13 protein-coding genes are annotated in these 14,753 nt (G+C 46.3%); 8 read left to right on the top strand and 5 right to left on the bottom strand.

The features are described from left to right. Positions 1-45 precede the first annotated feature (45 nt). The 5 genes from ribF to ispH all read left to right on the top strand — a co-directional run bounded on the left by ribF (position 46) and on the right by ispH (position 6,036). Positions 46-981: a bifunctional riboflavin kinase/FAD synthetase gene (gene ribF, locus L1076_RS18830; protein ID WP_038866392.1), complete on the top strand. Its 936-nt coding sequence runs from the start codon at positions 46-48 to the stop codon at positions 979-981. Positions 982-1,045: 64 nt separating this feature from the next. Next, entirely contained in the window at positions 1,046-3,874 is a 2,829-nt protein-coding gene (gene ileS, locus L1076_RS18825; RefSeq protein WP_045406044.1) for an isoleucine--tRNA ligase, read from the top strand. A gap of 73 nt (positions 3,875-3,947) precedes the next feature. Continuing rightward, a complete protein-coding gene (gene lspA / locus L1076_RS18820; protein ID WP_005440576.1) occupies positions 3,948-4,454 on the top strand; it encodes a signal peptidase II in 507 nt (168 codons plus the stop codon). A gap of 160 nt (positions 4,455-4,614) precedes the next feature. Then, positions 4,615-5,046, top strand: a complete 432-nt coding sequence (fkpB, locus tag L1076_RS18815) for an FKBP-type peptidyl-prolyl cis-trans isomerase (RefSeq protein ID WP_038876251.1) — start codon at positions 4,615-4,617, stop codon at positions 5,044-5,046. A 24-nt stretch (positions 5,047-5,070) separates the two neighbouring features. Next, positions 5,071-6,036, top strand: a complete 966-nt coding sequence (gene ispH, locus L1076_RS18810; protein WP_005440578.1) for a 4-hydroxy-3-methylbut-2-enyl diphosphate reductase — start codon at positions 5,071-5,073, stop codon at positions 6,034-6,036. Between the two features lie 82 nt (positions 6,037-6,118). On the opposite strand, the gene btsR is transcribed toward ispH, so the two are convergent. The 3 genes from btsR to L1076_RS18795 all read right to left on the bottom strand — a co-directional run bounded on the left by btsR (position 6,119) and on the right by L1076_RS18795 (position 10,175). Continuing rightward, positions 6,119-6,847 carry a two-component system response regulator BtsR gene (btsR, locus tag L1076_RS18805; protein WP_039973779.1) on the bottom strand — a complete coding sequence of 243 codons (729 nt, stop codon included), beginning with the start codon at positions 6,845-6,847 and terminating at the stop codon, positions 6,119-6,121. Positions 6,848-6,880: 33 nt separating this feature from the next. After that, positions 6,881-8,551 (bottom strand): sensor histidine kinase, encoded by a 1,671-nt coding sequence (locus L1076_RS18800; RefSeq protein ID WP_039973778.1) that lies wholly within the window; start codon positions 8,549-8,551, stop codon positions 6,881-6,883. 139 nt (positions 8,552-8,690) lie between these two features. Next, entirely contained in the window at positions 8,691-10,175 is a 1,485-nt protein-coding gene (locus tag L1076_RS18795; RefSeq protein ID WP_038876257.1) for a carbon starvation protein A, read from the bottom strand. A gap of 316 nt (positions 10,176-10,491) precedes the next feature. On the opposite strand from L1076_RS18795, the gene L1076_RS18790 reads away from it, so the two are divergent. Then, a complete protein-coding gene (locus tag L1076_RS18790) occupies positions 10,492-10,833 on the top strand; it encodes a DUF2799 domain-containing protein (protein WP_009707688.1) in 342 nt (113 codons plus the stop codon). A 110-nt stretch (positions 10,834-10,943) separates the two neighbouring features. Beyond that, the gene (locus L1076_RS18785; protein WP_005440588.1) at positions 10,944-11,273 is read left to right on the top strand and encodes a hypothetical protein; all 330 of its coding nucleotides are present in this window, start codon (positions 10,944-10,946) and stop codon (positions 11,271-11,273) included. Between the two features lie 87 nt (positions 11,274-11,360). On the opposite strand, the gene murQ is transcribed toward L1076_RS18785, so the two are convergent. Next, entirely contained in the window at positions 11,361-12,287 is a 927-nt protein-coding gene (gene murQ, locus L1076_RS18780; protein WP_038876259.1) for an N-acetylmuramic acid 6-phosphate etherase, read from the bottom strand. Positions 12,288-12,351: 64 nt separating this feature from the next. Further along, positions 12,352-13,464, bottom strand: coding sequence for an anhydro-N-acetylmuramic acid kinase (locus L1076_RS18775; protein WP_038866407.1), 1,113 nt, complete (start codon positions 13,462-13,464; stop codon positions 12,352-12,354). 100 nt (positions 13,465-13,564) lie between these two features. Between L1076_RS18775 and nagZ the strand changes: the two genes are divergently transcribed. Then, a complete protein-coding gene (gene nagZ, locus L1076_RS18770; RefSeq protein ID WP_237304277.1) occupies positions 13,565-14,548 on the top strand; it encodes a beta-N-acetylhexosaminidase in 984 nt (327 codons plus the stop codon). Positions 14,549-14,753: the final 205 nt, after the last annotated feature.

The following is a 14,753-nucleotide window of genomic DNA, read 5'->3' as shown; positions in this document are numbered from 1 at the left end:
TTTCACACAGTGCAAAGTAAAAACAGAGGCATAAAGCAGTATCCAATGGAACTGATTAGAGGCATTCACAATATCAAGTCGCGCCATCAAGGCTGCGTGCTGACTATTGGCAATTTCGATGGCGTACATAGAGGCCATCAACAAGTATTGCAACAAGTGTCTGAACAAGCGAAGAAACTTTTGTTACCTTCGGTTGTGATGACCTTTGAACCTCAGCCTATGGAGCTGTTCGCTCGAGATAAGGCACCAGCAAGGTTAACGCGACTGCGTGATAAGTTTGTTCAGCTGAGTAAGCTGGATATTGATCGCTTACTTTGCGTTAACTTCAATCGTCATTTTTCCGACCTAACGGCGGAAGAGTTTATCCGTGACTTGTTGGTTACTCGATTGGGTGTTAAGTTTCTTGTCATTGGTGATGATTTCTGTTTTGGCAAAGGTCGAACAGGTAACTTTGCAATGCTACAAGAAGCGGGGGAAAAGTACGGCTTTAAAGTCGTAAGTACTCAAAGCTTTTGTTTACAGCAGTTACGAGTCAGCAGTACAGCAATTCGAGATGCATTGGCTCGTGATGATTTGCAGTCCGCACATGAGATGCTGGGAAGAGATTACAGCATCAGCGGTCGTGTTTCACATGGAAGAAAACTAGGTAGAACCATCGGGTTCCCTACGGCAAATATTCCTTTGAAGCGCTGTGTTTCTCCGGTTTCCGGAGTCTATGTTGTTCAAGCGCTTGGCTTAGGAGATAAGCCGATTGGTGGTGTCGCTAACATTGGTCAACGACCGACGGTTAATGGTGTTCGCCAACAGTTAGAAGTACACTTATTCGACTTTCATGCTGATTTATATGGTAAACAGCTAGAAGTGAAACTTTTGCATAAACTTAGAGATGAGCAAAAGTTTGAGTCGTTTGAAGCACTTAAACAACAAATCGTATTGGATGCTGAAGCAGCAAGGGTGTGGCTGCGTCAGCTTAAGCGTTGAGCGGTTTATTCCACCGTTCAACATAATGTCTAATTTTCGCCCAATATAACGGAATTAAGAATCGATGAGTGAGTATAAAGATACCCTGAACTTACCTGAAACAGGGTTTCCAATGCGCGGCAACCTGGCCAATCGTGAGCCAGAAATGCTTAAGCGTTGGTACAAAGAAGATCTTTACGGTGAAATCCGTAAAGCGAAGAAAGGCAAAAAGTCATTCGTATTGCACGATGGCCCTCCTTACGCGAACGGTGACATTCACATTGGTCACGCACTAAACAAGATTCTTAAAGACATTATTATTAAATCCAAAACACTTTCAGGTTTTGACGCACCTTACATCCCAGGCTGGGACTGCCACGGTCTACCAATTGAATTGATGGTAGAGAAGAAAGTCGGCAAACCAGGTCAAAAAGTGACAGCAGCTGAGTTCCGCGAGAAATGTCGTGAGTACGCTGCAGGTCAGGTTGAAGGTCAAAAAGAGAGCTTCAAGCGTCTTGGCATCATGGGTGAGTGGGACAAGCCATACCGCACTATGGATTTCGCAACTGAAGCGAACATCATCCGTGCTCTTGGTAAGATCGCAAGCAAAGGTCACCTACTGAAAGGTTTTAAACCAGTTCACTGGTGTACAGACTGTGGCTCAGCACTGGCTGAAGCTGAAGTTGAGTACAAAGATAAAGTATCGCCATCTATCGACGTTCGTTTTAAAGCGGCTGACGAAGCGGCACTATTGTCTAAGTTTGAACTGACAGAAGGTCATGAAGGTCACGGTGACGTATCTATCGTTATCTGGACAACAACACCTTGGACACTGCCAGCAAACCGCGCAGTATGTCTACGTGATGATCTAGAGTACGTGCTTATCCAAACAGAAGGCGACAACGCTGAGCGTATCATCGTTGCTGCTGAGCTGGCGAAAGACGTAATGGATCGTGCGGGTATCGAGCACTTCCACAACCTTGGCTTTGCTAAAGGTGCGGATCTTGAGCTTTCTCAATTCCAACACCCATTCTACGATTTCACTGTACCGGCGATCCTTGGTGATCACGTTACGACTGATTCAGGTACTGGTGTTGTTCACACTGCACCTGGTCACGGTCAAGAAGACTTCGCGGTTGGTAACAAGTACAACCTAGAAGTAGCAAACCCAGTTGGCTCAAACGGCGTTTACCTACCAGATACAGAGCTATTTGCTGGTCAGCACGTATTTAAAGCGAACGATGCAGTAGTAGAAGTACTGAAAGAAAAAGGTGCACTACTACACCACCACGCTTACGAGCACAGCTACCCACACTGTTGGCGTCATAAGACTCCAATCATCTTCCGTGCTACGCCTCAATGGTTCGTTTCTATGGATCAAGCTGGCCTACGTGCTAAAGCACTAGAGTCAATCAAGAACGTAGAGTGGATGCCTGAGTGGGGTCAAAGCCGTATCGAAGGTATGATCGAAGGTCGCCCTGAGTGGTGTATCTCTCGTCAACGTACTTGGGGTGTGCCAATTGCTCTGTTTGTTCATAAAGAAACAGCAGAACTTCATCCAAACACGCTAGAGCTGATCGAGAAAGTCGCTAAGCTGGTTGAAGAGAAAGGCATCCAAGCATGGTGGGATGTAGATGCAGCTGAACTACTAGGTGCTGACGCTGACCAATACGAAAAAGTACTAGATACGCTAGACGTATGGTTCGATTCAGGTGTGACTCACTTCTCTGTGGTTGATGCTCGTGAAGAGTACAACGGCAACACTGCAGACCTATACCTAGAAGGTTCTGACCAACACCGTGGTTGGTTCCAGTCTTCTCTAATTTCATCTATCGCGATGAAAGACGAAGCGCCTTACAAACAAGTACTGACACACGGTTTCGTGGTTGACGGTCACGGTCGTAAGATGTCGAAATCTATCGGTAACGTAGTTGCACCAAAAGACGTAACTAACAAGCTAGGTGCTGACATTCTTCGTCTATGGGTTGCTTCAACAGACTATACGGGTGAAGTTGCGGTTTCTGATGAAATCCTAAAACGCAGCGCAGATGCTTACCGTCGTATCCGTAACACAGCGCGTTTCTTCCTTGCTAACCTAAGCGGCTTCAATCCTGAAACAGACATCGTTCCTGTTGAAGAAATGGTTGCGCTAGATCGCTGGGCGGTTGGTCGTGCACTAGCTGCACAAGAAGAGATTGTTAAAGCATACGAAGAGTACAACACACACGGTGTGACTCAGCGTCTAATGCAATTCTGTTCAATCGAAATGGGCTCTTTCTACCTAGACGTTATTAAAGACCGTCAGTACACAGCAAAACGTGGCGGCAACGCTCAACGTAGCTGTCAGACAGCACTTTACTACATCGTAGAAGCGCTAGTTCGTTGGATGGCGCCAATCATGTCGTTCACTGCAGATGAAATCTGGAACGAAATGCCAGGTCAACGCGACAAGTTCGTATTCACTGGTGAGTGGTTCGATGGTCTATTCGGTCTTGCTGAAGGTGAAGAGCTGAACAACGAATTCTGGACTGAGCTCCAAGCGGTTCGTGGTGCAGTAAACAAACTTCTAGAAGATGCGCGTAAAGAGAAAACCATTGGTGGTGCACTACAAGCTGAAGTGACTCTATTTGCTGATGACGCACTCGCGGCGAAGATCAACAAACTTGAAGATGAACTGCGTTTTGTTCTACTAACATCTGCTGCGAAAGTTAAGCCACTAAGTGAGAAGACTGATGCAGCACAAACGACGGATATCGAAGGCTTGTTTGTTGAAGTAGCAGCAGCTGAAGGCGAGAAGTGTGACCGTTGTTGGCACCACACGCCAGACGTAGGCACAATCGAAGGTCACGAGAAGATCTGTGGTCGTTGTGTGTCGAACGTAGACGGCGAAGGTGAAGTACGTAAATTCGCGTAATTGCCTAGAACGACTGAACTTTTTTTAAAATTAACAGCCCCAGTATTTACTGGGGCTGTTTGTAGGTAAAGTAATGAGTGAAAAAGCACTGACGTTAAAGCAATCTGGAGTTCGCTGGCTGTGGTTAGCAATTCTGGTATTTATTGCAGATATTGGCATCAAATTGGTGGTGATGGACAACATGGGCTACGGATGGGCAAACCGAATTGAGGTGCTGCCATTCTTCAACCTACTTTATGTTCATAACTACGGTGCAGCATTCAGCTTCTTGAGCGATCAAGCGGGTTGGCAGCGCTGGTTGTTCACAGGTATTGCGTTTGTTGTGACAGGTCTTTTGACCTACTGGATGAGCAAGCTTCCAGCAAAGGAAAAATGGAACAACATCGCTTACGCACTGATTATTGGTGGTGCAGTGGGCAACGTGTTTGACCGTGTTGTTCATGGCTTTGTTGTTGATTACCTAGACTTCTTCTGGGGTAACTACCACTGGCCAGCATTCAACCTTGCAGATACCACCATCTGTATTGGTGCGGCAATGATCATTCTTGATGGCTTTCGCAAAAAGGACGCTGACAAGTAATCTTTTGCGATATATCGAATAACCCTAAGCGTCGTCCGTTGATTCGGACGACGCTTTTTATTATGTTGGAGCCCAATCCGCGCATCTTCGTACAATAAAAAGCAATCACAGTACGTGATCAGATAGAGCGCAGGAAACCCAAGAACAAGGAAGCAGTAACGTGACAACAATAAATCAAGATTCAGCAGTAACGCTGCACTTCACCATCAAAATGCAAGATGGCTCTGTAGCGGACAGCACACATAATATGGGCAAGCCTGCTAAGTTCGTTATGGGCGACGGTAGCTTGAGTGAGAACTTCGAGCAATGCCTACTAGGCTTACAAGTTGGCGAGCAAAAAGCCATTGAACTAAAAGCGGCTGACGCTTTTGGCATGCCGAATCCAGACCATATCCACTATATGGACCGCACTAAATTTGTTGGCGAAGCGGAAGTTGAAGTCGGCACAATCATGGCATTTAGCGGTCCTGATGGAATGGAAATCCCGGGCATCATCACTGAGATTGCTGGCGACTCAGTAACTGTGGACTTCAACCATCCACTCGCGGGACAAGACGTGACTTTCGAAGTCGAAATTTTGTCAGTAGAATAGCGAACCAAATAAAAGATAACTTCCATGAGCAATGAAATGAAAATCCTGTTAGCTAACCCACGTGGTTTCTGTGCTGGTGTTGACCGCGCGATTAGCATCGTAGAGCGTGCGCTAGAGATGTATCAGCCACCTATCTATGTTCGACATGAAGTGGTGCATAACCGTTTTGTGGTTGAAGGTCTAAAACAGCGTGGTGCTATCTTCGTTGAAGAACTGCATGAAGTGCCAGACAACAACATTGTGATTTTCTCCGCTCATGGTGTATCTCAAGCTGTTCGTCAAGAAGCGAAGTCTCGTGACCTAACGGTATTCGATGCGACCTGTCCGTTGGTAACCAAAGTACATATGGAAGTGGCACGTGCAAGCCGTCGCAATATGGAAGTGGTACTGATCGGTCACGCTGGTCACCCAGAAGTGGAAGGCACGATGGGTCAGTATTCAAGTGATACAGGCGGTATGTACCTTGTGGAAACGCCAGCCGATGTTGAGAAGCTAAAAGCGATCGTGAAAGATCCATCGGATCTGCACTACGTGAGCCAAACGACACTGTCTGTTGATGAAACTGCTGACGTAATTGAAGAGCTACGCCGCGTATTCCCAGACATCCAAGGTCCTCGTAAAGATGACATCTGCTACGCGACGCAAAACCGTCAAGATGCCGTGCGTGAGCTTTCTGCTGATGTAGATGTGATGGTTGTTGTAGGTTCCAAGAATTCATCAAACTCAACGCGCTTAAAAGAACTGGCTGAAAAGCTAGGTACGCCAGGATACCTAACAGACTGCCCAGAAGACATCATGCCTGAATGGTTTGAAGGCAAAGTGAAAGTTGGTGTGACTGCTGGCGCATCTGCACCAGAAGAGCTGGTAAACCAAATCCTAGATCGCATCAAAGAGCTGGTTGGTGCAGAAGCGGTAGACGAAGTGCTTGGTCGTGAAGAGAACATGTTCTTCGAAGTGCCAAAAGAGCTACAAATTAAGCAAGTCGATTAAGACGAGTCAAACATCAAAAAGGCGACCACAAGGTCGCCTTTTTCATTGGGAATTTCTACACGAGTTATGCCAGAGTCTGAGCTTAGTGACTGATGCCCAGAAGTTCTTTGAGCACCTTTAAGTAACGGCGGCTCACTGGGATCTCAAAGCCTGTTTTGGTGATGATTTCAGCTAGGCCATTTTCCAATAATCTAATCTCGTTGATGGCTTTGATACTCACCAGATACTGGCGATGACAACGCACCAGTGGGGTTTTCTCTTCCAAGGTTTTTAGCGTGAGTTGTGTGCTGGCTGTTTGGCTGGTGGAACGTACATGCACTCCACTGATGTCACTGTAAGCGCACTCAATCGTTTCGGTTGCCATGATCACAATGCGGTTGTGGCCAATGCATGGGATTTGATCAAGGCTATCAGGAGCAATGCGGGAGATTTGTTGCGTCAAAGCTGATTGGCTAACGACTTTATTTAAGCGTTTCACCGTCTTTGTTAAGCGGCATGGATCAACCGGTTTTAATAGATAGTCGAACGCATTGTCCTCAAAAGCTTGAATCGCATACTGGTCATACGCAGTCACGAACACAACATAAGGCATGGTTTCTGGGTCGAGCATGCCAAGCAGTTCTATTCCTGTCACTTGGGGCATTTGGATATCAAGGAACACCACATCGGGCTTGAGCTCATTGATCTTCTTAAGGCCCATAATGGCGTTTGATGCATCACCTATTACTTCAATTTGGCCTGTTTCGTCCAATAGCTCTGCCAGCTCTTCACGAGCAAACTGTTCATCATCAATGACGAGGGCGGTTAACATCCAGCATTACCTTTTTATGCGTTTTTATTGCGCTTATCGCGATGAGGGAATGATAAAACTCATTTTAGTAAATTGGTGTTGTTGATAGTTAATTTTTAGCGCTGAATCACGTCCAAATTGATTAGAGAGGCGCTTATCGACAATTTCCATCCCCAAACCAGAATGATTCTCTTTTGGTGATTCATAGCTGCCTGCATTGTCTTCCACGGTAATAAGGTACCCTTGTGCATGAGGTTGGCTATAGATTTTTACTTTGCCGCCTTCCAACATAGTCGAGATACCGTGTTTGATTGCATTTTCGACCAAAGGTTGCAGCGTAAAGCTTGGTAACTTGATATCCAGCAGTTCAGGTTCAATATCAATCTCAACTTCTAGGCGATCAGTAAAGCGTGCTTTTTCGATCGATAAGTAGGAATTCACATGTGCTAATTCTTCTTTCAGCGTCACGGTATTGATGTTCTGTTTTAAGTTACTACGGAAGAAGTGCGACAAGTTTTGGATCAGTTCTCGTGCTTTATCTGGATCACGACGCGTAATCGCACTGATGGTGTTTAGCGCGTTGAATAAGAAATGTGGGTTCACTTGCGCGTGCAGTAGTTTGATTTCTGCCTGAGCCAGTAGGGTTTGCTGCTGCTGATAATCGCCATACAAGATTTGGCTCGATAGAAGCTGAGCGATGCCTTCTGCCATTGACATGTTCGCAGTCGAGAACAGTTTGCGTTTTGGCTCATAGAGTTTGATGGTTCCCACTACCTCTTTACCTGCGCGCAAAGGAATGATCAGCGCAGAGCCCAACTTACAATCTTTCGCTAATGAGCATTGGTAAGGGCGCTCACTGCCATCAAGGTAGATAATGTCATTCTTCTCCATTGAATCGAGTGTGCTTTGCGATGAGATCGGAGTATTTGGCCTATGGTGATCATCACCGATGCCAACGAAAGCCAGAATCTTCTCTTGGTCAGTAATGGCGACCGCGCCTACTTTGGTTTCCTCATAAATGATTCGAGCGATCTTATCGGCATTTTCGCTGTTAAAGCCGGTGCTGAGAATACCAACTGAGCGGTCGGCAATGCTTAATGCTCGGCGGGAAAAGGCGGCCGAGTACTTTTCAAAAATGGTTTTACGATCTTGCAGAATACTCATAAACAGAGCGGCACCAACGGAGTTAGCGATGATCATTGGGGCAGCAATCGCTGAAACGAGTTCATAGGCTTGGTTGAATGGTTTAGCGACAGCAAGCAGCAGCACCATCTGAACGATTTCTGCAACAAAAGTAATGCTGAATACTACGCTCGGGTTAAACAGCATTGCCCCTTTGTTACGCTTAATGAGGTAAACGTGGAGTAGCCCCCCAATGAGCCCTTCTGCTGTTGTGGAAATCGCACAAGCTAAGTCGGTAAAACCGCCTAAAGTATAACGATGAATCCCCCCAGTTAAGCCCACCGCAAAACCGACAACAGGACCGCCAAACAGTCCTCCCATCACCGCACCAATTGCACGCGTGTTTGCTATCGCGTCGTTGATCTGTAAACCGAAGTAGGTGCCTAGGATACAAAAACCAGAGAAAAGCACATAACAAATGAGTCGGTGACTTAAGCGAGAAGAAATGCTCAGTAAGGGAAGAATGATTGGCGTTTTACTCAGCATATAAGCCAGCACTAAGTAAACACACATTTGTTGCAAAAGGGAGATGATCAGTTCCATAGCGAACCTAACCTAGACATGATGTTGTTATTGTAAGTGAATTCATTCTTTAAAGAGAAAGAAAAAGAGCCTGCGATAGGCAGGCTCTTAGCGTTATCCAGATATTGATAATGAATCGGTTAGCAAGCGAAGGATTTCATTACGCCGTTTCTGAGACAGTGTCTGGTTTATCTTCATCTGCAAGATCTGTTTCGCCTTTGCCTTTCGAGATTTTGATAACGTAAGCCGCTGCAGCAAGAGCGAACAAAATGCCAGAGATTGTCGAGATTTGCATTGGTAGACCGAAGCCTAGCGTGCTGTTGTTCAAAATGAAAGTGACACACACGGTTGTCATGAAGACTGCTGGGATAGTCGTAATCCAATGCAGTTTGTTGTGACGTAGTAGGTAAGCCGACGCAGTCCAAAGCATCATTACTGCTGTTGTTTGGTTTGCGAAACCGAAGTAGCGCCAGATAATACCGAAGTCTACTTGAGTCAGAATGCCACCGATAACGAACAGTGGTAGAGCCATTAGAAGACGGTTACGTAGTGTTTTCTGTTCCATACCGAAGTATTCAGCAAGAATCAGACGGCTTGAGCGGAATGCGGTGTCACCCGATGTGATTGGCAGAATAACAACACCAAGGAAGGCAATCACACCACCGAATACACCCAGTAGACCGAATGAAGCGCTGTATACCACGTTACCAGGGCCACCGTTTTTCACTGCTTCTGCAAGACCATCAAGCGTGCCGAAGAAAGACAGAGCGATAGCACACCAGATTAGCGCGATAACGCCTTCACCAATCATTGCACCATAGAATACGAAGCGACCGTTCTTCTCATTTTCCATACAACGCGCCATCAGTGGAGACTGAGTTGCGTGGAAGCCAGAGATAGCACCACATGCGATAGTGATAAATAGTGCAGGCCATAGAGGCATATCGTTCGGGTTCAAGTTAGTCAGCATGTCGCTTACTTGGAAGTCACCCATTACAGTGTGTTCGCTAGAGAAAGCAATAGCAGTCATTAGACCTACAGACATGAAGATCAGTAGCGCGCCAAACAATGGGTAGAAGCGACCGATGATTTTGTCTACAGGAACAATTGTCGCGATGATGTAGTAAGCGAAAATCAACACAACCATAGTTGTCATGCTTACGCTAAAGCTAGTTTGGTCGTTGATTAGGTTCGTGATCATGCCTGCTGGCGCTGATACGAATACCACACCAACAAGAAGCAATAGGACAATGGCAAAGATGTTCATAAAGTGTTTTGCGCCATTACCTAGGTAGCGACCCGTAATCGTTGGTACTGATGCACCGCCGTTACGAACAGAAAGCATGCCTGAGAAGTAATCGTGTACCGCACCTGCAAAGATACAGCCAACAACAATCCAAAGCATTGCAGCAGGGCCGTATAGGGCACCCATGATTGGGCCAAAGATAGGACCAACACCTGCGATGTTCAGAAGCTGAACAAGGTAAACACGCTTGGTTGACATTGGAACGTAGTCAACGCCGTCCGTCTTAGTATGAGCTGGCGTTTGACGATTCTCATTGATGCCGAAAATCTTCTCAACGAAAGCACCGTAGATGAAGTATCCGCCGATGAGGGCTGCGACACAGGTTAGAAACCACATCATAGCAATTGTCCTTGGTTTGTTAGGTAGGGTAATTTTTTAAGCTCAGGATGTATGGTATTCATCTCTTTTGTTAAGCGCATTCGCTCTATGGATGAGTGGTCGAATAGAGAAGCGAGTGGTCGATATAACGGTTAAGTGGTTTTATCGTTTGCCTAGTGGTCGTGCGTAGGGCTGAGTGGTTCTATTAACCATTAAGCGGTGGTTATCAAGGGTGAGCGGCGAGTTCGAGAGTTAAGTGGTGAAATCAACAGATAAGCGGCAAAGCACAGGCTTTAGTGGTAAGCTTGTTTTGAAAACAATTAGTTAAGGAAGAATGATGAAAAAGGCAACGTTAGGCTTGGCGCTGGCTTTACTAGCAGGGTGTGCGGCAACAACGGAAGAACTGGCGCAGTCCGGAGATTGGTACCAGATCGGTTATCAAGATGGTGTCGCTGGGCATACCTCTCGTACCATGAAAGAACTTCGCTCGTTAGGAAATGTAAAGCAAGGCGATTATGACCAAGGTTACCTTGAAGGGGTGACGGAATATTGTAATCCTGATTTTGCTTACCAAATGGGCTTATCTGGTCAGTATTATGAAGGTGTATGTGAGGGAACGCCTGGGGCACAAAAATTCCGTATGGAATGGCAACGTGGCTGGAACGAATACAGCAACTAAATCTGTTTCATAATCAAGACTGTGGTTTTGCTTGTTGATCTTCTGACATTTGAATTTTATTGCTTTGCTGTACTTATGGCTTGAGATTCAATCAGAAGTGAAATGAAAACATGAAGAAGTATTTTTTGGTCGCATTAGCATTGTTGCCCTTAACGGTCGGTGCGACCAACGTGTTGAAAGAGTCGATTAAGATGAAGCGTAAATACGATCACGATAAGCATCGTATTACCAATACCATCAACAATACCAAGCGTAATATTAAAGAAGTCACTGACGGTACTTATGTCGAGAACCAAGTGAAGCGAGAAGTAAACCAAACCACTCGCAAGTACACCAATAAAGTAGAGAACGTTAAGAACATAACGAACCCTGATCACATCAAGCGTAAAGCAAATGACAAGCTTAACCAAGAGTTTGATGAATGGTTGTATGAAGACTAAATCTTGATATCTAAAACAAAAAGGAGACCGCGAGGTCTCCTTTTTGTTTGTCTTCTATCGACAGATTTGAACTACGGGACTCGAGATTTATTTAGGCTGGTGGTTTTCCACTGCTTTGCGTAAGAAGCCGTCTTGGTGGTGCAGGTGAGCACGAGCAGATTCAATATCAAGATCGGTCAGGATCATTAAGATCGCCAGTTTCACCTCATAACCAGTTTGTTTAAGTACGTCGGTAGCTTTTTCTTTGCTGCAATCGGTCGCTTGCATCACAATACGTGCGGCGCGTGCAACGAGCTTATTGTTGGTTGCTTTCACATCGACCATTAAGTTTTGATAACTCTTACCCAAACGGATCATGCTGGCAGTCGTCAGCATGTTCAGAACCAGTTTCTGCGCCGTACCTGATTTCAAACGTGTTGAGCCAGTCAATGCTTCAGGGCCTACAACAGGGCTAATTGCGACGTCGGCAATGTCGGCGATTGGAGAATCTGGATTACAAGATAGTGCAATCGTGGTTGCACCGATCTCGTTGGCGTACTCCAAACCACCAATGACATAAGGCGTTCGGCCACTTGCAGCGATACCTACGACCACATCGAGATTTGTGAATTTGATATCTTTTAGGTCTTGCTCACCTAAAGCCGGCGAATCTTCCGCACCTTCTTTTGCTTTTAGAATCGCCTCTGGGCCACCTGCAATCAGACCGACCACCATCTTGTCAGATACGCCAAATGTTGGCGGACATTCCGATGCATCAAGCACACCTAAACGGCCACTGGTGCCAGCGCCCATATAAACCAGACGACCGCCGACTTTAAACGCGTCGGTGATCTTATCCACCGCGAGTGCGATTTCGGGTAAAACCTTCTCAACCGCAAGTGGTACGAGCTTATCTTGCTGATTAAGTCGCTGAACAATGTCCAGAGAGGGCAGTAAATCGATGTCCATCGTATCTGGGTTACGACCTTCTGATACTAGGTGGGCAAGAGCAGCAATAAGCGCGTCATTTGTCATAGTGGTTTAAGCCTTTTGAATACTGATTTCGATTTATTTTGTCGCTGTGTCTGGCACAACGCATTTAGTTTTTAGGATAGAGCACACCCAGCGAAGCAAGACGGCTCGCACCAGTCACTTCAGGTAAGTTGCTCGGCAGCCCGTCAATATGTCGCTGAGCAAGCCAAGCAAACGCCATGGCTTCCATGTAATCGCCATCGACACCTTTATCATCCGTTGTTGCGACTTGCCACTGCGGCAGAAGTTCCGCTAAACGTTGCATCAGTAGAGGGTTTCTCGCCCCTCCGCCACACACCAACAGCTGTGGCTGCTGACCATACGTGAATTTCTCTACTTCGTTTGCAATGGTCTTCGCCGAGTATTCACACAGCGTGCGTTGTACATCTTGTGCTGAGATATTGTGGTTGGCTAACTGATGATGCAGCCAATCGATATTGAACAGCTCTCGACCAGTGCTCTTAGGCGCCGACATGGCGAGGTAAGGCTCTGCTAAGAGTTGAGTTAGTAGTGTTGCATCGGTGTTGCCTTGCAGAGCAAATCGCGCGTCTTTGTCGAAGCCTTGTCCTGTGTGCTGTTCACACCATGCATCCATCAACATGTTGCCTGGGCCAGTATCGTAGCCGATCACTGCTTGGTCAGGATGCAGTACCGAGATATTGGCAATTCCACCGATGTTAAGCACCACGGTGGTGGAATCTTGCATGGCAAAAATACTTTTATGGAAGGCAGGGACGAGCGGTGCACCTTGGCCACCTAACGCCATGTCTTTACGACGAAAATCTGCCACGGTATCAATGCCAGTTTTGACTGCAATGATGTTGGCATCACCCAGTTGGGTGGTGAAGGGCTGTTCGCCAGTCGGCTGATGGAACACGGTTTGACCATGATTACCAATGGCTCGGATTTGCTCTGCGGAATAGCCGGATTTATCCAGTAGCTGTAAAACCGCATCGGCAAACAGATGGCCAAGTTGGTGGTCGAGCTTACCAATGGCTTTTAGATTCGTGTCTTGCCCAGTGCAAACCGACAAAAGCGTCTGCTTAATATGAGCAGGCATTGGGTAATCATCGTGTGCGAGCAAGCGAACACGGTTATCTTCAATTTCAACCAGTGCGGTATCTACACCGTCCATACTGGTTCCAGACATCACACCGATATACAGTTTGTTAAGATTCACAGCCAATTCCGTCAATTCTTCGATTCACTTATTGTAAAGCAATTCTGAAGCGAATAACCTCATCGAATACGAGATATTCAGCCGATTTTGAGGAGAAAAAATGGGACCGTTATGGGTTGATGTTGCAGGCTATGAACTGACTGCAGAAGACAGAGAAATTTTGGAGCATCCAACGGTTGGTGGTTTGATTTTATTTACGCGTAACTACCACGACAGCAAGCAGCTTCAAGCTCTTACCCAATCTATCCGAGAAGCGGCGAAACGTCCGATTTTGATTGGTGTTGACCAAGAGGGCGGACGCGTTCAGCGTTTCCGTGAAGGCTTTTCATTGATTCCTGCGGCAGACGAATACGCCAAACACCAAAACAGTGAAGCTCTGGCCCGCATGGGCGGTTGGTTGATGGCTGCTGAGCTGATTGCTCATGATATCGACCTAAGCTTCGCGCCAGTGTTGGATAAAGGTCATCAATGTAAAGCGATTGGCAGCCGTGCTTTTGGTGAGGATTTAGACACTATTTTGCGTCACAGCACTGCTTATATGCAGGGTATGAAGAGTGTCGGTATGGCGACGACGGGCAAACATTTCCCGGGTCATGGTGGTGTGATTGCTGATTCACACCTAGAGACACCGTATGACGAGCGTAGCGATATCTTTGAGCAAGACATGGCTATCTTCAAAGCGCAAATCGATGCCGGCATCTTAGATGCGATGATGCCTGCTCACGTCATTTTCCCAAATTATGATGACCAACCTGCTAGCGGCTCTGAGTATTGGCTTAAACAAATCCTGCGCCAGCAACTTGGTTTTAAAGGTTTGATCTTCTCTGATGATTTGACCATGGAAGGTGCCGCAATTATGGGTGGTCCTGCCGAACGTGGCGCACAAGCATTAAACGCTGGCTGTAATATGCTGCTGGTTTGCAACAAGCGCGATGCGCAAGTTGAGGTGCTTGATAATCTACCCATCACTTCTGTTCCTCTCGCTGATGCCTTGTTGAAGAAACAGAGCTTTTCTCTAAGCGAGCTAAAACGTTCGCAAGAGTGGAAAGATGCCTCTGAAGCTATGAAGCGATTGGTTGGCTAGCCATCTCACCCCTGAATAATGGTTTGTTCAGGGTGAGACGTAAACTTTCTAAAACATCCATTTAAAGCCGAAGTGCTCTGCATTTCGGCTTTTTCTTTTAATGTAAATTTAAATTTACACTGGATGTTTTTTATTGTGTACGGTTGTAATTCTTTTTTAGCCTGTTATCTTGTCCGTAAAGCTTAGTTGTCTCACCAAGGAATTG

The sequence above is a fragment of the Vibrio sp. MMG023 genome (assembly GCF_021654215.1).
Taxonomy (GTDB): Bacteria; Pseudomonadota; Gammaproteobacteria; order Enterobacterales; family Vibrionaceae; genus Vibrio; species Vibrio jasicida.
Note: the sequence above shows the minus strand (reverse complement) of the source record. Positions and strands in the feature narration are given on the sequence as shown.

What these genes read in the sequence shown, in the direction of transcription:
- ribF (WP_038866392.1), top strand. Translation starts at nt 46, where the DNA reads ATGGAACTGATTAGAGGCATTCACAATATCAAGTCGCGCCATCAAGGC.
- ileS (WP_045406044.1), top strand. Translation starts at nt 1,046, where the DNA reads ATGAGTGAGTATAAAGATACCCTGAACTTACCTGAAACAGGGTTTCCA.
- lspA (WP_005440576.1), top strand. Translation starts at nt 3,948, where the DNA reads ATGAGTGAAAAAGCACTGACGTTAAAGCAATCTGGAGTTCGCTGGCTG.
- ispH (WP_005440578.1), top strand. Translation starts at nt 5,071, where the DNA reads ATGAGCAATGAAATGAAAATCCTGTTAGCTAACCCACGTGGTTTCTGT.
- btsR (WP_039973779.1), bottom strand. Translation starts at nt 6,847, where the DNA reads ATGTTAACCGCCCTCGTCATTGATGATGAACAGTTTGCTCGTGAAGAG.
- L1076_RS18800 (WP_039973778.1), bottom strand. Translation starts at nt 8,551, where the DNA reads ATGGAACTGATCATCTCCCTTTTGCAACAAATGTGTGTTTACTTAGTG.
- L1076_RS18795 (WP_038876257.1), bottom strand. Translation starts at nt 10,175, where the DNA reads ATGATGTGGTTTCTAACCTGTGTCGCAGCCCTCATCGGCGGATACTTC.
- L1076_RS18790 (WP_009707688.1), top strand. Translation starts at nt 10,492, where the DNA reads ATGAAAAAGGCAACGTTAGGCTTGGCGCTGGCTTTACTAGCAGGGTGT.
- L1076_RS18785 (WP_005440588.1), top strand. Translation starts at nt 10,944, where the DNA reads ATGAAGAAGTATTTTTTGGTCGCATTAGCATTGTTGCCCTTAACGGTC.
- murQ (WP_038876259.1), bottom strand. Translation starts at nt 12,287, where the DNA reads ATGACAAATGACGCGCTTATTGCTGCTCTTGCCCACCTAGTATCAGAA.
- nagZ (WP_237304277.1), top strand. Translation starts at nt 13,565, where the DNA reads ATGGGACCGTTATGGGTTGATGTTGCAGGCTATGAACTGACTGCAGAA.